General features: G+C 69.4%; 17 protein-coding genes and 1 other RNA gene. 15 read left to right on the forward strand and 3 right to left on the reverse strand.

Features of this window, described 5'->3' with window-relative positions; translation table 11 throughout:
• Nucleotides 1-28: 28 nt before the first annotated feature.
• Nucleotides 29-1,252, reverse strand: coding sequence for an ATP-grasp domain-containing protein (locus QWG60_RS06510; protein ID WP_046080122.1), 1,224 nt, complete (start codon nt 1,250-1,252; stop codon nt 29-31).
• Between the two features lie 247 nt (nt 1,253-1,499).
• Between QWG60_RS06510 and ffs the strand changes: the two genes are divergently transcribed.
• The 4 genes from ffs to cysK all read left to right on the forward strand — a co-directional run bounded on the left by ffs (nt 1,500) and on the right by cysK (nt 4,533).
• Nucleotides 1,500-1,596, forward strand: an RNA gene (gene ffs, locus QWG60_RS06515) — signal recognition particle sRNA small type.
• Between the two features lie 185 nt (nt 1,597-1,781).
• Complete coding sequence (locus QWG60_RS06520) at nt 1,782-2,501, forward strand: tellurite resistance TerB family protein (RefSeq protein ID WP_107180788.1); 720 nt, start codon at nt 1,782-1,784, stop codon at nt 2,499-2,501.
• 1 nt (nt 2,502) lies between these two features.
• Nucleotides 2,503-3,537, forward strand: coding sequence for a histone deacetylase family protein (locus QWG60_RS06525; protein ID WP_146909582.1), 1,035 nt, complete (start codon nt 2,503-2,505; stop codon nt 3,535-3,537).
• Between the two features lie 24 nt (nt 3,538-3,561).
• Nucleotides 3,562-4,533: a cysteine synthase A gene (gene cysK, locus QWG60_RS06530; RefSeq protein WP_046080135.1), complete on the forward strand. Its 972-nt coding sequence runs from the start codon at nt 3,562-3,564 to the stop codon at nt 4,531-4,533.
• A 49-nt stretch (nt 4,534-4,582) separates the two neighbouring features.
• Here cysK and QWG60_RS06535 read toward each other — a convergent pair whose 3' ends face one another.
• Nucleotides 4,583-5,620, reverse strand: coding sequence for a sodium:calcium antiporter (locus tag QWG60_RS06535; RefSeq protein WP_107180785.1), 1,038 nt, complete (start codon nt 5,618-5,620; stop codon nt 4,583-4,585).
• A 134-nt stretch (nt 5,621-5,754) separates the two neighbouring features.
• Here QWG60_RS06535 and QWG60_RS06540 point away from each other — a divergent pair, with 134 nt between their 5' ends.
• From QWG60_RS06540 to QWG60_RS06570, 7 genes are all read left to right on the forward strand, one after another.
• Nucleotides 5,755-6,834, forward strand: coding sequence for an endonuclease/exonuclease/phosphatase family protein (locus QWG60_RS06540; protein ID WP_046080137.1), 1,080 nt, complete (start codon nt 5,755-5,757; stop codon nt 6,832-6,834).
• A gap of 145 nt (nt 6,835-6,979) precedes the next feature.
• Nucleotides 6,980-9,004, forward strand: a complete 2,025-nt coding sequence (gene dnaX / locus QWG60_RS06545) for a DNA polymerase III subunit gamma/tau (RefSeq protein WP_146909585.1) — start codon at nt 6,980-6,982, stop codon at nt 9,002-9,004.
• A gap of 100 nt (nt 9,005-9,104) precedes the next feature.
• On the forward strand, nt 9,105-9,431 hold the full coding sequence (locus tag QWG60_RS06550; protein ID WP_035599551.1) for a YbaB/EbfC family nucleoid-associated protein: 327 nt from the start codon (nt 9,105-9,107) through the stop codon (nt 9,429-9,431).
• Nucleotides 9,432-9,518: 87 nt separating this feature from the next.
• The gene (gene recR / locus QWG60_RS06555) at nt 9,519-10,124 is read left to right on the forward strand and encodes a recombination mediator RecR (protein ID WP_046080140.1); all 606 of its coding nucleotides are present in this window, start codon (nt 9,519-9,521) and stop codon (nt 10,122-10,124) included.
• A 34-nt stretch (nt 10,125-10,158) separates the two neighbouring features.
• A complete protein-coding gene (rnd, locus tag QWG60_RS06560; RefSeq protein WP_046080498.1) occupies nt 10,159-11,286 on the forward strand; it encodes a ribonuclease D in 1,128 nt (375 codons plus the stop codon).
• A complete protein-coding gene (locus QWG60_RS06565) occupies nt 11,283-11,585 on the forward strand; it encodes a YcgL domain-containing protein (RefSeq protein WP_146909587.1) in 303 nt (100 codons plus the stop codon). Before rnd ends, QWG60_RS06565 begins: the two co-directional genes overlap by 4 nt.
• Before the next feature lie 162 nt (nt 11,586-11,747).
• A complete protein-coding gene (locus QWG60_RS06570; protein ID WP_107182147.1) occupies nt 11,748-12,194 on the forward strand; it encodes a YcgN family cysteine cluster protein in 447 nt (148 codons plus the stop codon).
• A 66-nt stretch (nt 12,195-12,260) separates the two neighbouring features.
• Here the strand turns inward: QWG60_RS06570 and QWG60_RS06575 are convergent, their stop codons facing one another.
• The gene (locus QWG60_RS06575; protein WP_107182146.1) at nt 12,261-14,372 is read right to left on the reverse strand and encodes a S9 family peptidase; all 2,112 of its coding nucleotides are present in this window, start codon (nt 14,370-14,372) and stop codon (nt 12,261-12,263) included.
• 90 nt (nt 14,373-14,462) lie between these two features.
• On the opposite strand from QWG60_RS06575, the gene QWG60_RS06580 reads away from it, so the two are divergent.
• The 4 genes from QWG60_RS06580 to QWG60_RS06595 all read left to right on the forward strand — a co-directional run bounded on the left by QWG60_RS06580 (nt 14,463) and on the right by QWG60_RS06595 (nt 19,360).
• Complete coding sequence (locus tag QWG60_RS06580) at nt 14,463-14,876, forward strand: hypothetical protein (protein ID WP_237022312.1); 414 nt, start codon at nt 14,463-14,465, stop codon at nt 14,874-14,876.
• Nucleotides 14,877-14,885: 9 nt separating this feature from the next.
• Nucleotides 14,886-16,742 carry a vWA domain-containing protein gene (locus QWG60_RS06585; protein ID WP_146909589.1) on the forward strand — a complete coding sequence of 619 codons (1,857 nt, stop codon included), beginning with the start codon at nt 14,886-14,888 and terminating at the stop codon, nt 16,740-16,742.
• Complete coding sequence (locus tag QWG60_RS06590; protein ID WP_146909591.1) at nt 16,735-17,520, forward strand: class II glutamine amidotransferase; 786 nt, start codon at nt 16,735-16,737, stop codon at nt 17,518-17,520. The genes QWG60_RS06585 and QWG60_RS06590 overlap by 8 nt, the downstream gene beginning before the upstream one ends.
• Nucleotides 17,521-17,668: 148 nt before the next feature.
• Nucleotides 17,669-19,360: an AMP-binding protein gene (locus QWG60_RS06595; protein ID WP_146909593.1), complete on the forward strand. Its 1,692-nt coding sequence runs from the start codon at nt 17,669-17,671 to the stop codon at nt 19,358-19,360.
• Nucleotides 19,361-19,486 lie beyond the last annotated feature (126 nt).

Raw genomic sequence — 19,486 nt, forward strand, 5'->3', positions numbered from 1 at the left:
CATGGGTAACGCCTCCATGACGCGCCTGTCAGACATAGAAATCAAGTTCTTCCATGTGCTTGAGCAGGTCGCGCATGCGGTGAGGCTCGTCGCCCTTGAAGTAGATCAGCCCCCAGTGGGTGCCGAAAGCGGTGCGCTTGGTGACGGTTTCCTGCAGCGGGGGCGTCAGCTCGTGGGATTCGAAGTAGGGATCGTCCTCGACCTCCTCGGGAATCTCCAGGCGGCTGACCACACGCAGTCGCGGATAGACCCCGAAGCAGCCCGCGTAGCCGTCGGCATCGACGACTTCCCTGGGGAAGAAGTCGGCGACCTCCTCGGCGGTGGACTTGGGATCGAACACCAGCATGCTGGCCTGGTAGGCGTTGAAGCCGTAGACCCGTTCGAGCAGCTCGAAGACCTTGAACCCCGGCGGCCGATAGGCGACCTCGCCGAAGTACATCTCGCCGTCGCTGGTGACGAAGTACTCCGGGTGGATCAGGCCGAAGGAGATGTCGAAGGCCTTGATCAGCTTCTCGATCTGGGCGGTGATCTGCGGGCGATAGCGCTCGAGCTCCGGCGAGGCGGGCACGAACACCGAATAGCCCAGGGTCACGTACTCGGAGATGTTCAGGAAGGCGATCTTGCCGTCGTGGATCCAGGCCTCAACGGCGAACTCCCAGCCATCCAGGTGCGACTCCATCAGCACCGGGAATTCCTCCTCGGGGATGGTATCGACCTCGTCCGGCGTGCGGATCACTCGGTGACCCAGGCAGCCGGCCTTGTCGAAGGCCTTGAGGTGGATGGGGTCGTTGGGGTCGCCATCCAGCTTGAGCAGGGTCTGGTTGACGCGCTTGAGGAAGCGGATCACGTCATCCTTGTCGTGGGCTTCCTCGAAGATACCCACGCGGATGCCGCCGAGCTGAGCGCGGCGCTTCATCAACGCCTTGTCGCGCAAGAGCAGCGACTGGCCGTAGAGCCGCGGGCTGTCGAGCAGCACCGAGTTGATGGCGCCGGCCCATTCCACGGTTTCCTCGAACAGCGGGATGGCGACATCGACGCCCATCTCCTTGAGCGTCTCGGCGATCTCCAGCGAGCGGTCGTTCAGGCGCTCGAAGTTCCAGGAAAGATAGGGGATGTCGTGCTTCTGGCAGTATTCCTCGGCCCAGTCCGGGGCCACCACCACGTAGCGGCGGTCGAAATTGGCGGCGGCCTCGATGGCATTCAGGCTCCAGCCGAGTAGTGCGATATGGCCCTTGTCCGGGTTCTTGTTCATGGACGCCTCCGTCGGCGGTTCACGATGAAGCCTCCCGCCGTGCGGCGAGAGACGAGTCACCCCTCACCATAGCCCCTTGTGGCGGATCAGAAAGTGAGACGCTTCCACGCACCGGTATCCGGATCGCAATCGCTCCTTGCTGCGCCGGCGGTCGCTTGGTATAGTGCGCGGCGTTCGGCAAGTGACTGATCCCGCTCAGAGAACTGCCTGACCCAAATGGCACGTCAAGTGCCCGCTGTGGTGGCCCCTTAGGTCCTCCCGCAACGCTAAGTCGCAAACCCCGCCAGGCCCGGAAGGGAGCAACGGTAGTGATGGACGCGTGTGCCGGGATGTGGCTTTCGGGGCCGCCTCCATTTGTGCCCTCCTGTTTCTATCTTCTTTATTCGATCACCTCGTTTCATGCCCATCGTGGGGCGTGCCCGTGCTTGCGCGTCCAGGCTTGCAGCGGCTATCGGCGCGCGTCATAGTCGTGGCCCGGGCGAGGCCGGCGTTGGCCGCCGCCCCGTGCAATTCCCGTCAGGAGGTGCCGATGAACGCGCAACGGATCCTTTCCCAGCTGATGCGCCAGGCCGGCGATGGCCGCCGCGGTGGCCTGGATGTCCAGGGGCTGCTCGGCGGGCTGACCTCCGGCGCCGGCGGCAAGGCCGGCGGGCAGGGTGGCGGCCGCCTTGGCAGCGCCCTTGGCGGCGGCGCCCTGGGGGTGCTGCTGGGCTCCAAGCGCGGCCGCAAGCTGGGCGGAAAGGCGCTCAAGTACGGCGCTATCGCCGGCGTCGGCGCGCTGGCCTGGAGGGCCTGGCAGAATGCCCGGGCGTCGTCCGGCGGCGAGGCCCACGAGGGCACGCCGCTGGACGATCTCCAGGGCGAGCCACTCGAGCGTCGCAGCCTGGTGCTGCTGCAGGCGATGATCATGGCCGCCCGAGCCGATGGCCACGTCGACGAGCGCGAGCGCGCGTTGCTCACCGAGCAGATCGATGCCATCGGCGCCGACGACGAGCTGCACGCCTGGGTGGAGCGTCAGCTGTCGGCGCCGCTGGATGCGCTGGCCCTGGCTCGCCAGGCCGACTCGTCCCAGGCGGCGCGGGAGATCTACCTGGCCAGCGTGGCGGTGATCGACGATGACAATCCTATGGAGCGTGCCTGGCTCGACCAGCTTGCCTCGGGCCTCTCGCTGGACGAGGACATGAAGCGCTCGCTCGAGCGCGAGGCCCTGGCCGCCGGAGAGGGGTCTGATCACGAGGAGCAATGGTGAAATGTTGACCTTCCACAGCGATGACACCGGCCTGCGCCGCGCCCGTACCGAGCTCGATGGTGGCGAGCTGGTGACGCCCTACGAGTGCCCCGAGCGTGTCGAGCTGGTACTGAGGCGCGTGCGCGAGGTGGGGCTCGGCGAGGTGCGCGCCCCCGAGGCGTTTGGCTTCGAGCCGGTGCTGGCGGTGCACGACCGCGGCTACGTCGACTTCCTTGCCAGCTGCTGGGACGACTGGCGCGCCGCTGGCCATGGCGGCGAGGCCATCCCCAGCATCTGGCCGACCCGGACCATGCGTGACGACATCATTCCCGAGCATGTCGAGGGCCGTCTCGGTCACTACGCGCTGGCCGCCGAGACCTCGATCTGCGAGGGCACCTTCGACGCCGCCATGGCCAGCAAGGACATCGCGCTGTCGGCCGTCTCCCACACCCTGGCCACCGGCGAGCCCGCCTTCGGGCTGTGCCGGCCGCCGGGTCATCATGCCGCCAGCGACCAGTTCGGCGGCTACTGCTTCTTCAACAACGCCGCCATCGCCGCCCAGCATGCGCTGGACAGCGGCAGAGGGCGCGTGGCGGTGCTGGACGTCGATTTCCACCACGGCAACGGCACCCAGCAGATCTTCTACGAGCGCGACGACGTGCTGTTCGCCTCGCTGCACGGCGACCCGCGCACCTGCTTCCCCTACTTCCTGGGCCACGCCGACGAGACCGGCCGCGGGCGAGGGGAGGGTTTCAACCACAACTATCCGATGGCACCGGGAACGGGCTTCGATGTCTGGTCCCGAGCGCTTGACGACGCCCTGACGCGCATTCGCGAGGCCGGCTGCGAGCTGCTGGTGGTCTCGCTGGGCGTCGACGCCTTCGAACACGATCCCATCAGCGCCTTCAAGCTGACCAGCAACGACTTCACCGAGCTCGGCCGGCGACTGGCCGGCGCGGGGCTGCCCACGACCTTCCTGCTCGAGGGCGGTTACGCGGTCGAGGAGATCGGCATCAACGCCGTGAACGTGCTGACCGGCTTCGAGGCCGCCCGTTAATTCGCCCATCACAAGGAACGATCCATGGCACGCATCTACGACGACAATTCCCGCTCGATCGGCAACACCCCGCTGGTCCGGCTCAACCGGGTCAGCGAAGGGGCCACGATCTGGGCCAAGATTGAGGGCCGCAACCCGGCCTACTCGGTGAAGTGCCGCATCGGCGCGGCGATGATCTGGGACGCCGAGGAGCGCGGCGTGCTCAAGCCCGGGATGAGCATCGTCGAGCCCACCAGCGGCAACACCGGCATCGCCCTGGCCTTCGTCGCCGCGGCCCGCGGCTATCCGCTGGTGCTGACCATGCCGGCCTCCATGAGCCTCGAGCGGCGCAAGGTGCTCAAGGCGCTGGGCGCCGAACTGGTGCTGACCGAGCCCGCCAAGGGCATGGCCGGCGCCATCGCCAAGGCCAAGGAGCTGGCCGAGGCCGAGCCGGAGACCTACTTCCTGCCGCAGCAGTTCGAGAACCCGGCCAACCCGCGCATCCACGAGACCACCACCGGCCCCGAGATCTGGCACGACACCGACGGCCAGGTCGATGTCTTCGTCGCCGGCGTGGGCACCGGCGGCACCCTCACCGGCGTCTCGCGCTACATCAAGCAGACCCAGGGCAAGGCCATCACCAGCGTGGCGGTGGAGCCGGTCGACTCACCGGTGATCGCCCAGACCCGGGACGGCCAGGCACCGACGCCGGCGCCGCACAAGATCCAGGGCATCGGTGCCGGCTTCGTGCCCGCCAACCTCGATCTGTCGCTGGTCGACCGCATCGAGGCCGTGGGCAACGACGAGGCCATGGAGATGGCACACCGGCTGATGCAGGAAGAAGGCATCCTGTGCGGTATCTCCTGCGGCGCCGCCGTGGCCGCCGCGGTGCGCCTCGGGCGTGATCCGGCCTTCGCCGGCAAGAACATCGTCGTGATCCTGCCGGACAGCGCCGAGCGCTATCTCTCCTCGCCGCTGTTCGCCGGCCGCTTCGGCGAGCAGGAAACCGAGCAGTAAGCCGCATCCCCCGTGCCAGCCCCGGCGGCCGCCGGGGCATCGCCGCCGCCTATCCCCTGGGCGGCGGCAGGCTCGGCACCAGGTCCACCACCCCGAACGTCTCCATCCCGATCCATGCCAGGAAGCCGGCGTAAAGGGCCAGCAGGGCCACGCATTCGGGGTTCGTCAACACCATGCCGGTACGCATCATCAGGAACAGCGCCACCGTGGCGGCGGTGAGCACCGCCATCATCGGCGCGGCGACGGAGAAGTTGATCATGGCGGTGCCGGCGATCAGCACGCCGGCCGGGATGCACACCAGCAGGTCGAAGGTGTTGCTGCCCAGCACGTTGGCGATGCTGGTGACGCCGCGGCCCTGACGGGCGGCGCGGATCGAGACGAAGGCATCGGGAATCGAGGTGCCGGCGGCGACCACGGTGATGCCCCACAGGAAGCTCGGGGTGTCGAAGATCTCGCCGAACGCGATCGCCGCCCGGACCAGACCCTCCACGCCGATCACGATCACCGCCAGCGACAGCGCCAGGCGGGCCCATTCGCGTCCCGGGCGCACGTCGCCGGCGTCGACCTCGCTCTCGTGGTCGAGGGTGTCCTGGTACTGCACGAACAGGTAGAGCCCGTAGAGCGCCACCGGCATCAGCGCCAGGCCACGGGTCAGCTCGCCGCGGATGGCGCCGCCCGTCGCCTCGGCGGGGTGATAGATGGCGGCGAAGGCGAAGGTCAGGGTCAGCACCGCCACCGCGATCATGTAGAACTGGGCTTCCTTGTAGACCAGGTCGCGGTTGGCGGTCAGCGGTTGGCGACTGGCCAGGCCGGAGACGGCGGGAATCACCAGGATGTTGAACAGCGCCGAACCGACGATCGCCGCCACGCCGAGCTCGAACTCGCCATGCACCAGGGTGGAGATCACCGTGGTGGAGAGCTCCGGGAAGCTCGAGCCCACGGCCACCACGATGGCGCCCTGGACGATGTCTGGCAGCCGGTAGTGGGCCGCGAGCCGCTCGCTGCTGGTTTCCAGCAGCCCGCTGCCGCGCCAGACGATGGCGGTGGCCGCCACGGCCACGAGGCTCCAGAGCAGGATGGCAGGCATCGGGGCGTCCTTTCCTTGAATGACGGGTTTCCAGCCTAACAGCCTGCTGCCGTCGGTAGCATATTGGCGACCGCTGATATTGATGTCGCCATCGCCGACCGGCAGGATAGCGCCTTTCCGACATGGAGGGGCGCATGCAACGTCTTGTCTTGGCAGGTTTTCTTACACTGGCTCTGGCCGGTTTCCCGGGGCTGGCCGGCGCCGCGGTGATCGGCAGCTGGAACCTCGAACATCTGGGCTGGAACAACGACAAACGGCTCGATCTGGTGGCCCGGGTGGCCGGACGCTTCGACCTGCTGGCGGTGCAGGAACTGATGAACGACGAGGCGCTGGCGGCGCTGGAGCAAGAGCTCGAGGCCGTGTCCGGCGAGGCATGGTCGTCGATGGCCAGCCACGCCGTGGGGCGCAGCCGCTACCAGGAGCACTACGGCTTCCTGTGGCGCGAGTCGCGCATCGCCTCGCTCGGTGGCGGGGCGGTGTATATCGATCGCGGCGACGTCTTCGCCCGCGAACCTTTCTCGGCGCGCTTCCGTGATCGTGAGAACGACGACGCCTTCGTCGCCGCCACGGTGCACGTGGTTTACGGCGACGGTCTCGCCGACCGTCGGCCCGAGGTCGAGGCCCTGGCCGACTACTGGCAATGGCTCGACGAGGCCTATCCCGACACCCCGCGAATGCTGATGGGCGACTTCAACATGGCGCCAGACGATCCCGCCTGGGCACCGCTGAGGGCGCTCGGCGTGGTGCCGGCGCTGAACGGTCAGGCCACCACGCTCGGCACCACGCCGGGCCGCTACGCCAGTCCCTACGACAACATCTGGTATCGGCCGGACCGCCTGAGCCCGCAGGCACTTGGCATGCTGCGCTATCCGGCGCTGACCGGCCTCGATCATGTTGCGGCCCGCGAGCACGTCTCCGACCACGCGCCGGTCTATCTGGCGCTGCATCAGGGCGAACTGCGTGCTCTGCCGCCCGGCGCCGGTGAGGTGGCCGGTGCCGGCGGCGCCTCCCATGCCCGTGCGGCCGGCTGCATCGATCTCAATGCCAGCTCCGTGGCCATGCTCGAGCGCCTGCCGCACATCGGCCCGGCCCGCGCCGAGTCCATCGTGGACGGCCGACCCTGGGCGGGCAGCGGTGAGCTCTCACGTATCGACGGCATCGCCGTCGGGCGTCTCGCCGACATCCGCGACAGCGGCCGGCTGTGCAGCGGCTGACCCGCTCCGGTCCACGCTTTGCGCCCGGGCCGCCACCCGGTAGAATGTGGACCATCTCTTCAAGCCCGTCGGTCGGCGATTCGCGCACCGGCGGGGCTTTCGTGTTCGGCTGCCAGCCAGCCCAGCCGCAAGGATTTCGAGCTGCATGAGCTATCAGGTTCTGGCCCGCAAGTGGCGGCCGCGTACCTTCCATGAACTGGTCGGCCAGGAGCATGTCCAGCGCGCGCTGGTCAACGCCCTGGACCAGGGCCGGCTGCACCACGCCTACCTGTTCACCGGTACCCGCGGGGTCGGCAAGACCACGCTGGCGCGCATCCTCGCCAAGTGCCTGAACTGCACCGCGGGCGGGCAGGGCGACGAGGGCGTGACCTCCACGCCCTGCGGCCAGTGCCCCAGCTGCGAGGCCATCGACGACGGGCGCTTCGTCGACCTGATCGAGGTCGACGCCGCCTCGCGTACCAAGGTCGAAGACACCCGCGAGCTGCTCGACAACGTGCAGTACGCGCCGACCCAGGGCCGCTACAAGGTGTACCTCATCGACGAGGTGCACATGCTCTCCACCAGCAGCTTCAACGCGCTGCTCAAGACCCTGGAAGAGCCGCCGCCCCACGTGAAGTTCCTGCTGGCCACCACCGACCCGCAGAAGCTGCCGCCCACGGTGCTGTCGCGCTGCCTGCAGTTCACCCTCAAGCACATGCCGCCGGAGCGCATCGTCGGCCACCTCTCCAAGGTGCTCGAAGCCGAATCGGTCTCCTTCGAGGAGAGCGCGCTGTGGCTGCTCGGCAAGGCGGCCGAGGGTTCCATGCGCGACGCCATGAGCCTGACCGACCAGGCGATCGCCTTCGGCCAGGGCGAGGTGCGCCACGCCGACGTGGCGGCGATGCTCGGCACCCTCGACCATCGCCACGTGCTGGCGCTGCTCGAGGCCATGGCCGAGGTCGACGCCGCGAGGGTGCTGGCCGAGGTCGCCGCCCTGGCCGAGCAGGGCCCGGACTTCGCCGGCGTGCTCGACGACGTCACCGGGGTGCTGCACCGCCTGGCCGTGGCGCAGATGGTGCCCGACGCCCTGGACAACGGCCACGGCGACCGCGAGACGCTGCTGGCGCTGGCCGCGCGTTTCACCGCCGAGGACATCCAGCTCTACTACCAGATCGGCATCCAGGGTCGCGGCGACATGGCCCACGCGCCGGACCTGCGCACCGCCCTGGAGATGACCCTGCTGCGCATGCTGGCCTTCCGCCCCCAGGGTGTGCCGAAGCCGGCCCAGACGCCGCTGCCCATGCGCGGCGATGGTGGCGCTCCTGCGGCCGGAGGCGGCACCGGGCCGGCGGGTGGCAGCGATCAAGCCGCCAGTGCCGCGCCAGCGCAGAGTTTGGCGCCTGGCGCCGCTGCGCCGCAGCCGGCGGCCGAATCCGCCCCGGCCCCCGAGCCGATGCCTGAACCGGCTCCGGCGCCAGCACCGGTCGAGTCCGCCGCCGTCCCGCCGCCGGCTCCTGAGGCCGCGCCGGAAACCGCGCCGTCCGAGCTCGCGGCAGCCGAATCGGCCCCCGAGCCGCCGCCCTGGATCCAGGACGTGCCTGTCCAGGACGCGCCTGTTCAGGAAGCGTCCGCTCAGGCGGCACCCGCGCCTGAACCCGCAGCGCCTCAGCCACAAGTGCCCGCGCCGCAGCCTGAGCCCGCGCCGGTCGCGGCGGCTCCCGAGCCCGAGGCTCAGGCCGTGCCGGCCGAGGCACCGGCCGCCCCCTCGGCTGCCGACGCCGCTCCGGGCGAGCTGAGCCATGCCGACTGGCTGGAGCGCTTCGACGCGCTGGGCCTGTCCGGCCTGACGCGCAACCTGGCGGCCCATTGCGTGGTCGAAGCCGACGACGGCGACGCCCTGACGCTGCGGCTGGATCCGTCCCAGGCGGCGATGAAGGCCGACGTCCACGTCGAGCGCATTCGCGAGGCGCTGGCCGGGGCCGGTTTCACGCGGCGCCTGACGATCGCCGACGGGCCGCTGCCCGAGGGCGTCGAGACGCCGCGCCAGCGCGCCGACCGCCTGGCCGCCGAGCGCCACGCCGAGGCGGTGGCCGCGCTGCAGGCCGACCCCCAGGTACAGAAGCTTCAGCAGGCCTTCGGGGCCCGGCTGATCGAGACCACGGTGAAGCCCGTCGAGGCGGCGCGTCACTGAACGGACGCCAACGCCACGCGTCGGAAGGGGTAACACCGACCGTACACGACACCGGCTGCCCGGGTGGCCGGACAGAACATCCAATCGAGAGGACGTCACCATGATGAAAGGTGGAATGGGCAACCTGATGAAGCAGGCTCAGGAAATGCAGGAGAAGATGCAGAAGGCCCAGGAAGAGGTCGCCAAGGCCGAGGTTCACGGCGAGGCCGGTGCCGGCATGATCAAGATCACCATGAACGGCCGCCACGACGTGCTCAAGGTCGACATCGACCCGAGCGTCATGGAAGAGGACAAGGAGCTGCTCGAGGACCTGCTGGCCGCCGCCGTGAATGACGCCGTGCGCAAGGTCGAGGCCAACTCCAAGGAGATGATGGAAGACGCCACCTCCGGCCTGAACCTGCCGCCGGGCTTCAAGATGCCGTTCTGAAGCCTCTGCCGGAACGCAACGACGAGAGATGAGCGCCCGCGTGGCGCTCGTCTCGTCCCATGACGAGACCTGAGCCCTGAACGACTCATGAGCTTTTCTCCCCTGGTCGAACGGCTGATGGAGGCCTTCCGGGTGCTCCCCGGCGTCGGCCCCAAGACCGCCCAGCGCATGGCCATGCATCTGCTCGAGCGCGACCGCGACGGCGGCCGGCGGCTGGTCGAGTCGCTCGGCACGGCCCTCGAGGCGGTCGGCTACTGCCGGCGCTGTCGCACCCTCACCGAGGAGGAACTGTGCGGCATCTGTGCCAGTCCGCGCCGCGACGACGGCGTGCTGTGCGTGGTCGAATCCCCGGCCGACCAGCTGGCCATCGAGGAGGCCGGCGGCTATCAGGGCCGCTACTTCGTGCTGCACGGTCACCTGTCGCCGCTGGACGGCGTCGGGCCCGAAGACATCGGCCTCGACCGGCTGGAGGCGCGGGTCGCCGAGGCCGGCGTCGAGGAGGTGATCCTGGCCACCAATCCCACGGTGGAAGGGGAGGCCACGGCCCACTACATCGCCTCCCAGCTCGCGCCGCTGGGGCTCAAGCTCTCGCGCCTGGCCTATGGCGTGCCCATGGGCGGCGAGCTCGAATACGTCGACGGCGGTACCCTGAGCCGGGCCTTCAACGGCCGGCTGCCTTTCCAGGGCGAATGATCGCCGTTCCATCCCTGCCATGCCGGATGACCGCATGTCCCTGACACCCGAGATCCGCTGGATCGACACTCCCGAGGCGCTGGACGCCGCCTGCGCCGAGGTGGCCGAGGCCGACGTCCTGGCCCTGGATACCGAATTCTTCCGCGAGCGCACCTTCCACCCGGTGCCGGCGCTGATCCAGTTCTGTGCCGGCGGGCCGGCCTACCTGGTCGACCCCCAGGAGGTCGCCTGCACCGAGCGCTTTCGCCGCCTGCTCGCCGAGGGGCCGCTGAAGCTGCTGCACGCCTCCAGCGAGGACCTGGAAGTCTTCGCCCACTGGGCCGGCGTGCCCATCGCGCCGCTGGTGGACACCCAGATCGCCCAGGCGCTGCTCGGCGAAGTGACCTCCATGGGCTACCAGAAGCTGGTCGAGTACTGGGTGGGCGAGACCCTGCCCAAGGACGAGACCCGCTCGAACTGGCTCGAGCGCCCGCTCTCCGAGGCCCAGAAGACCTACGCGGCGCTGGACGTGGTCTATTTGCTGGACGTCTGGGAGCACCAGCGCGAGTCCCTGGAGCGCCACGGCCGCCTGGCGTGGCTCGAGGAAGACTGTGCCGCCCTGACCGACCAGGCCTCGCGCAGCGACGAGGCCGACGGCCAGTGGTACTTGCGCCAGCGCAACCTGTGGCGGCTGGGCCCGCGCCAGATCGAGGCCTATCGCCTGATGACCACCTGGCGCGAGGGCGAGGTGCGTCGCCGCGACCTGCCGCGCAGCTGGCTGGTCAGCGACAAGCTGCTGTTCGCCATCGCCGAGCGGCTGCCCGAGAATCGCTACGAACTGGCCGCGGTGGAGGGCATCAAGCCGCCGCTGGTCAAGCGCGAGGGCGACGTCCTGCTGGCGCTGGTCAAGGAAGCGCGCTTCCTCGACGAGGCGGAGCTGCCGTCGGTGCCGCTGTCGCCCTTGTCGCCGGCCTTCAAGCGCTGCCTGAAGGCGATGAAAAAGGTGGTGAACCTCGAGGCCGAGTCCCTGGGCCTGGCTCCCGAGATGCTGATGCGTCGCCGCGACCTGGAGGCCCTGGCCAGCGCCCGGCTGCGTGGCCGCCCGCTGCCGCTGCCCGCTGGCTGGCGCGGCGAGCGTCTCGCCGCTTCCCTGGAACGTGCCCTGAGTGAGGTCCCCGCATGACCACCATGAACGGCAAGCTGCTGTGCGAGGTCTTCAAGAGCCCGCGCAAGGACGAGATGTACCTGTACGTGGACAAGCGCCGCGGCCTCGAGGACGTGCCCGAGGCGCTGCTCGAGCGCTTCGGCACGCCGGTCTCGGCGCTGACGCTGATCCTCACGCCCGAGAAGCCGCTGGCCCGCACCCGCGGCGCCGAGGTCATGGCCGCCATCGAGGAGAAGGGGTTCTACCTGCAGATGCCGCCGGCCAAGGAGGACTATCTGCTGGATCTTTATCGCACGCCTACCGAGGCCCGCTACTAGTCTGGCGAATCCGGGGCCGCGCGAAGGCCGCCTTCGCACATGGGGTCAGACCCTTCAGCAGACTTAGGAGCAAGCTCCTAAGTCTGCTGAAGGGTCTGACCCCGGGCATGATCCCTGAAGGGTCTGACCCCGGGCATGATCCGGCCTCGCGCAGGAGAGAACATGAGAGAGAAATTCTGGGAGCGCTTCCCGCTGGAAGAGCTGACCGATGAGGAGTGGGAGGCGCTGTGCGACGGCTGTGGCCAGTGCTGCCTGCTCAAGTTCCAGGACGACGAGGGCGACCTGGCGGTGCTCAACGTGGCCTGCGAGCTGCTCGACATCGAGGGCTGCCGCTGCAGCGACTACGCCAATCGCTTCGAGAAGGTGCCGGACTGCCAGCAGCTTACCGTCGAGCGCATCGAGGAGTTCCGCTGGCTGCCCAAGTCCTGCGCCTACCGGCGCCTGGCCGAGGGCCGCAAGCTCGCCGGCTGGCATCCGCTGATCTCGGGCGATCCCGAGCGGGTGCACCGCAAGGGCATCAGCGTGCGCAGCTTCGCGGTGTCCCAGTCCGAGGTGCCCGAGGAGGAGTTGGAGGACCATATCATCGCGATCCTGCCGATCGACGGTTAGGTCTCCCGACGAGGGGCATGACGAAACGAGGCGGCCAGGTGGCCGCCTCTTGCGTTTCTGCACCGCTCAAGCCTCCCGTGTCTCCAGCCCCAGCGCCCACAGGATGAAGGCATCCTGGCGGGCGTTGTCGTGCCAGCCCTTGAAGCGCCCCGAGGCGCCGCCGTGGCCGGCCTCCAGGTCGGTGCGCAGCAGCGTGGGATGGTCGCGTCCGTCCACGCCGTGTCCCACGGCCAGCTCGCTCAGGCGGGCGTAGAGCTTGGCCGGCTCCCAGTAGGGCACCCGGGTATCGTGCCAGCTGCCCTGCAGGAACACTGGTGGCCAGGGCCGCTCGGGCAGGTTGTCCAGCGGCGAGTAGTCGCGGATGCGGCGGTGGGCGGCCGGCTCGCGCGGATCGCCCCATTCGCTGTACTCGGCGGTGGTCAACGGCAGGTCGGGGTTCTCCATGGTGCGCAGCACGTCGACGAAGGGCACGTCGAGCACCGCGGCGCAAAAGCGCTCCGGCGACAGGTTGAGGCTGGCGCCGACCAGCAGCCCGCCGGCGCTGGCGCCGTAGGCGACGATGCGCTCGCCGTCGCTGACGCCCTGTTCGACCAGGGCGTCGCGGGCGGCCAGGAAGTCGTGGAAGCTGTTGGCCTTGTGCTCGAGCTTGCCGCTCAGGTACCAGGGTTCGCCGCGGTCGCCACCGCCGCGCACGTGGGCCACGGCGAAGGCCGCGCCGCGGGCCAGCAGCTCCAGGCGGGCCACCGAGAACCAGGGATCGAGCGTTTCGCCGTAGGCGCCGTAGCCGTAGAGCAGGGTGGGCAGCGGGTGACCGGCCAGATCGGCGCGCATCACCACCGAGACCGGGACGTGCTCGCCGTCGTGGGAAGTCGCCCACAGCCGCTCGCAGGTCAGCTGGTCGGGGCGCAGGTCGCCGTGCACCGGCTGCTGCTTGAGGCGGCGGCGCTCGCCGCTGTCCAGGTCGAGCTCGGTCCAGGTCACCGGCAGGGTGAAGGATTCCTCGCGCAGCCGCAGGCGGCGCTCGTCGAAGTGCGGAGCGTCGGCGAGCCCCAGGCTGCAGGGCGTTTCGGGCAGCGGCAGGTACTCGTCGCGCCGGAGGGCGTGGTCGGCGTCGAGCTCGATCACCCGCAGGCAGACCTGGGCCTGCTGATGGTCGCGCTCGCTGGCCACCAGCCCCCAGCTGAAGGCGTCGATGCCCTCGAGCGTGGTGTCCTGGCGGTGCTCGATCAGGCGCTCGGGCTCGCCCTGAGGGGCGGCCTCGTCGACCCGGTCGAGGCAGAAGTGCGGGGCCTCGCGGTTGTGCAGCACGTAGAAGTGCCCGGGACGGTGATCCACGCCGTATTCCACGCCGCGCTCGCGGGGGCGGAACAGCGTCGGCGCCGTGGCCGGGGCGTCCGCCGGAACCAGGTGGATCTCGCTGGTGTCCTTGGAGGCGGACTCCAGCATCAGCCACTCCCGCGAGCGGGTCTTGCCGAGCCCCAGCCAGAACTCCGGGTCGTCCTCGCGCAGCATCAGCGCCGGCTCGCCGGCGCTCGGCGTGGCACCGAGGGTCAGCGGCAGCCGCCAGATGCTCTCGGGGCGCTGGGTGGCGTCATAGCGCGTGAACAGCAGGGTGGCGCCGTCCTCGGCCCAGCACAGCTCGGGGCCGATCTCCTCGAGCAGCGCCAGCGGCTCGCCGTCCGGCAGGCGCTTGAGCCACAGGGTGAAGATTTCGTCGCCCTGGGTGTCTTCGCTCCAGGCCATCCAGCGCTCGTCCGGCGACAGCGACATGTCGCCGACCTCGAAGAAGGCGTGGTCGGCGGCGCGGCGCTGCAGGTCGAAGAACGGCTCGCGGCGCTCGGGCTCGCCGTTGGGATGGCGCCACCAGACCGGATGGTCGGCGTCCACCGCGGTCTCGCTCCACACCGTGAAGTGGTCGAGCGCCGTGGGCAGGCCGTGAACGGCCAGCTCGCGGCGGGCCAGATGGCCGTGGTAGAGGCGCTCGGTGAGGTCGTCCAGGGGCGCGAGCCAGGCCCGGGAGTGGGCGTTGGCGGCCTCGAGGAAGGCCGTCACCTGCGGGTCGTCGCGCTGTTCCAGCCAGTGCCAGTCGGGGTCGTCGGCGCGCCGGAACGCGGCGGTCGGGTGGGGGGCGTCGGTCATGTTCGTCGGGCCGGGGTCACGTGGCGGCTGTGCTTTCATGGTGCGGGATGTACCATACTCGGAGTGAATTCAACGGGGTGCGTCTTTCGACGCCGCAATGACGAGGTACCGATGCTACTTTCGGATTCGATGTCCCTACTATGGCTGACCTATGCCGTGCTGTCTCTGGTGGTGCTCGGCACCGGCTACCTGGGATTGGCCTTCCTGCCGCGCCTGCCGCGGCTGGTGATCACCTGGACCGTGGCCGGCATCATGTGGGTGCCGGCGAGTTTCCAGCTGCCGCTGACCACCGGGGAGGGGGTCTACCAGGGTTTCGCGCCCGCGGTGGTGGTGGCCGGGCTGGCGTTCCTCTCCCACGATGGCGGCGCCATGCTGCCGGCGCTGATGCTGGTGGCCGTGGCGGCCGGCCTGGGCGCGCTGGTGGGCCTGCTGCTGTGGCGGCGCGGACGCCGCGCGGCCGCTCGCCAGGCACCGGAGCAGGAGAGCGAAGACAAGGGCCGCCAGGACGGCGGTGAGGCGCGACGCGAGCCGGTGATCGGCTAAGGACGTTCGATGCAGAGGGGAAATCCCGGCGGCCGAGGCGCGCTGCGACTGTTGTGGTTGATAGCGCTGTGCCTGCTCGGGCTCGGCGCGAGCTCGTCTCACGCTCAGACTCAGACCGAGCCTCGGGCCGTGCAGGAGCATGACGACGTGCGTGCGGTGGTCGACGTGTCGGGCAGCATGAAGAACCACGACCCGGATCGCCTGGCCGAGAGCGCCATGGGGCTGCTGGTCTCGCTGCTGCCGGAGGGTGCCAGCGCCGGTGTCTGGACCTTCGGCGAGCGGGTCGGCAATCCGCTGCCGCTGGGGCGGGTCGGGGACGACTGGCGCGAACGTGCGCTGTCGCTGCCGCCGTCGCCGCGCGATCAGCAGTACACCGATATCGAGGCCGCGCTGCGTGAGGCGGCGAACGGCGAGGCCAGCGGTGGTCTGCACCTGATCCTGATGACCGACGGCGTCATCGATCTGCCGCCGGGCAGCGGCGACAAGCCGGCCATCGATCGTGCCTCGCGTCGGCGCATCGTCGAGGAGCTGGCCCCCGAGCTGGCGGCGCAGGGGGTGACGGTGCATGCCATCGCCTTTTCCGACGAGGCCGACCTGGCGCTGGTCGAGCGTCTGGCCCAGCGCACCGGCGGGCTGGCCTCACGAGTCGCTTCACCGGAAGGGCTGATGGGCGCCTTCCTCGATATCTTCGAGCGCATCTTCCCCGCCGACCGCCTGCCGCTGGACGACGACGGCGGCTTCGTGGTCGACGAGGGCGTGGATCGGCTCTCGGCGCTGATCTTCCACGATCCCGAGGCCGAGCCGCTGACGCTGATCGCACCCGACGGCACCCGCTATCGCGCCGATTCGGCTCCGGAGGGAGCGAACTGGCAGGTCGAGCCGCGCTTCGACCTGATCCGCATGCCCGAGCCCGAGGCGGGGCAATGGCGCCTCGAGGGACCGGTGGACGACGGCAGCCGCATCAGTATCAGCGGCCCCTGGCGGCTGCGCACCGCGACGCTGCCGGCGACCCTCTATCGCGGTTTCCCGGTGCCGGTGGAGGCCTGGCTGGAGGCGGAGCGCGAGGCGCTGCCCCTGCCGGGCAACCTGACGCTGGAAGTGTCGCTGGCGTCGCCGGACGGCGAGGCGCAGTCCTCGGTGACCCTGGCCGCCGACGACCAGGGCCGCTTCCGAGGCGAACTGCCGGCGCCGGCGCTGACCGGCAACGCCCAGCTGCTGGTGCGCGCCGTCGGCGACGGCTTCACCCGCCAGCGCCGCCAGGCGGTCAACGTGCTGCCGTCCATCGGCGTGGCTCACGACCCGGCCGAGGGCCGCGTGGTGCTGGCCGCCGAGCATCCGCGCCTGAACCGCGACAACACCGAGATCCGCGGCGAGCTGGCCGGCGCGGCGCTCGAGGCCGAGCCGGTCGGCGAGACGCGCTGGACGATGGCGCTGCCCGAGCTGGACCCGGACCTCCGCCAGCCGCTGACCCTGACCGCCCGCGTCACCCTGGACGGCGAGACCCGCGAGCTGAACCTGCCGCGTCTGATGCTCAACCCCGACGCGCGGGTCGGCATCGCCGGGGCCGACGCCGGCCCGACGCTGGCCGCCGAGCGCTTCGGCGATGCCGACGAGGCGGCCACCCCCAAGGCCGAGCCGAGCCTCGCCGACCGCTTCGTCGAGGGCGTCAACGACCTGCCGGCCACGCTGCGAATGGCCTGGCAGGAGGGCTGGCCGGGGCTGGTCGAGCGCGTCCGTGGCTGGTCACAGGGGCCGACGTTCTGGATTCTGCTGGTGCTGGCCATCGGCCTGGTGCTGCTGCGCCTGCTGTGGCGCCATACCAGCCGTTCCGCTTCCTCCCGCGAGCGCAGGGACCCGCATGTGTGAATTGCTGGGCATGAGCGCCAACGTGCCGACCGACATCTGCTTCAGCTTCACCGGCTTCCTGACCCGCGGCGGCGGCACCGGGCCGCACCGTGACGGCTGGGGCATCGCCTTCTACGAGGCCGGCGGCTATCGCGACTTCCGCGACCCGCACCCCTCGGTGCATTCGCCCATCGCGCGGCTGATCTGCGACTATCCGATCAAGTCGCATATCGTGATCAGCCACATTCGCCAGGCCAACGTCGGCCAGGTGCGTCTGGCCAACACCCATCCCTTCACCCGGGAGATGTGGGGCCAGCCCTGGTGCTATGCGCACAACGGCCAGCTCGCCGGCTGGGAGGATCTGGCGCTGTCGTTCTACCGGCCGGTGGGCGGCACCGACAGCGAGCACGCCTTCTGCTGGCTGATGGGCGAGCTGCGCCGGGTCTTTCCCGAGCCGCCGGACGACCGTCGCGCGCTGTGGGCGCACCTGCACGGGCTGTGCGAGCGTCTGCGCGGGCTCGGGGTGTTCAACCTGCTGCTGGCCGACGGCGAGTACCTCTACACCTACTGCACCACCAAGCTGGCGCATATCACCCGCCGGGCGCCGTTCGGACAGGCGAGCCTCTCGGACGCCGAGATGGCGGTGAACTTCGCCGAGCACACCACGCCCGACGACGTGGTGTCGGTGATCGCCACCGAGCCGCTCACCGACAACGAGGAATGGGTGCGCATGGTGCCCGGCGAGCTGCTGGTCTGGCGGGACGGCGAGATCCAGGGGCGCTTCACCGCCGAGGAGTGAACGAAAGTTTCAAACGTAAGTTTTAATCGTGTATTCCCAGATGAGGCGTGACTGGGATAGGGTGGAGGGATAGCCGCAACACCATGACAATGCAGCAATAACAACAAGGCGCGATCCCCGCAGGGTCGACCACAGCCTGGAGAATGCCATGAGCGAGCACGCCACGCCTGCCGTCCTGCGCGGCCCCGATCTCGAGGGGCGCGACGACTATGCCTCGGTGATGGAGGTCTTCCACGCCGCCATCGAGCGCTTCGCCGACAAGCCCGCCTTCACCTGCATGGGGCGGACCCTGGATTACCGTGAACTCGATCGCCTGTCCGCCGACTTCGCCGCCTGGCTGCAGCACGAGGCCGGTCTCGTGCCAGGGGATCGCATCGCCATTCAGCTGCCCAACCTGCTGCAGTTCCCGGTGGCGGTGTTCGGTGCCCTGCGTGCCGGATTGGTGGTGGTCAACACCAATCCGCTCTATACCGAGCGGGAGATGGCCCATCAGTTCAAGGATTCGGGCGCTCGGGCCATCGTCATCCTGGCCAACATGGCGGCCAAGCTGGAGAACGTCCTCGACCAGACCCGGATCGAGCGGGTGGTGGTCACCGAGATCGCCGACCTGCACCCCTTCCCCAAGCGGCCGCTGATCAACGCCGCGGTGAAGTATCTCAAGAAGATGGTGCCGGCCTATCGACTGCCTGGGGCGACGCGCCTTCGCGATGCGCTCGCGCGCGGCGCGCGCCTCGAGCATCGCGAGGTCGGTCGCGACCGCGACGACATGGCGGCTCTGCAGTATACCGGCGGCACCACCGGCCGGGCCAAGGGCACGATGCTGACCCACGGCAACCTGGTGGCCAACATGCTCCAGGCGCGCCAGGCGATCGGCCCGGGCCTCGCCGAGGGCGCCGAGACCATCGTCGCGCCGCTGCCGGTCTATCACATCTACACCTTCACGGTGAACTGCCTGTTCATGATGGAGACCGGCAACCACTCGGTGCTGATCCCCAACCCCCGCGACCTGGAGGGTTTCGTCAAGACGTTGAGGTCGGTTCGCTTCACCGGCTTCGTGGGGCTCAACACCCTGTTCAATGCCCTGTGCCAGCGCGAGGACTTTCGACGCCTCGACTTCTCCGCCCTGCATCTGACCATCTCCGGCGGCATGGCGCTGACCAGCGCCGTGGCCCAGCGCTGGGAGGAGGTGACCGGCTGCCCCGTCGCCGAGGGCTACGGCCTCACCGAGACCTCGCCGATCGTCAGCTTCAATCCCATCGACGACATCCGACTCGGCACCATCGGCAAGCCGATGGGCGACACCGAGGTCAAGGTCGTCGACCTGGATGGCAACGATCTGCCCTTGGGCGAGACCGGGGAACTGTGCGTCAGGGGGCCCCAGGTGATGAAGGGCTACTGGAACCGCGAGGAGGATACCGCCGCCTCTCTCGATGCCGAGGGCTGGTTCCGCACCGGCGACGTGGCGGTCTTCGACGAGGACGGCTACATCCGCATCGTCGATCGCAAGAAGGACATGATCCTGGTCTCCGGCTTCAACGTGTACCCCAACGAGATCGAGGACGTGGTGGCGAGCCATCCCGGGGTGGTGGAGTCGGCCGCCGTGGGCGTGCCCGACGAGGAGAGCGGCGAGGCCATCAAGCTGTTCGTGGTGGCCAGTGACCCCGACCTGGATGCCGAGACCCTGCGCGCCTGGTGCAAGAAGGAGCTGACCGGGTACAAGGTGCCGCGCCACGTGGAGTTCCGCGACGAGCTGCCCAAGACGAATGTGGGGAAAGTGTTGCGCCGTCAGCTTCGCGACGAGGCGCAAGGTGAAGCGAAGGAAGAGGGCGAGGCGTCCTAGGGCAGCTCGGCTGCCCAAGACGCGATCATGTTCAGCAAAGTCCTGCGCCGACAGCTTCGCGACGAGGCGCAAGGTGAAGCGAAGGAAGAGGGCGAGGCGTCCTAGGGCAGCACGGCTGCCCAAGAC

Origin of the sequence: Halomonas halophila (assembly GCF_030406665.1) — a bacterium.
GTDB lineage: Bacteria > Pseudomonadota > Gammaproteobacteria > Pseudomonadales > Halomonadaceae > Halomonas > Halomonas halophila.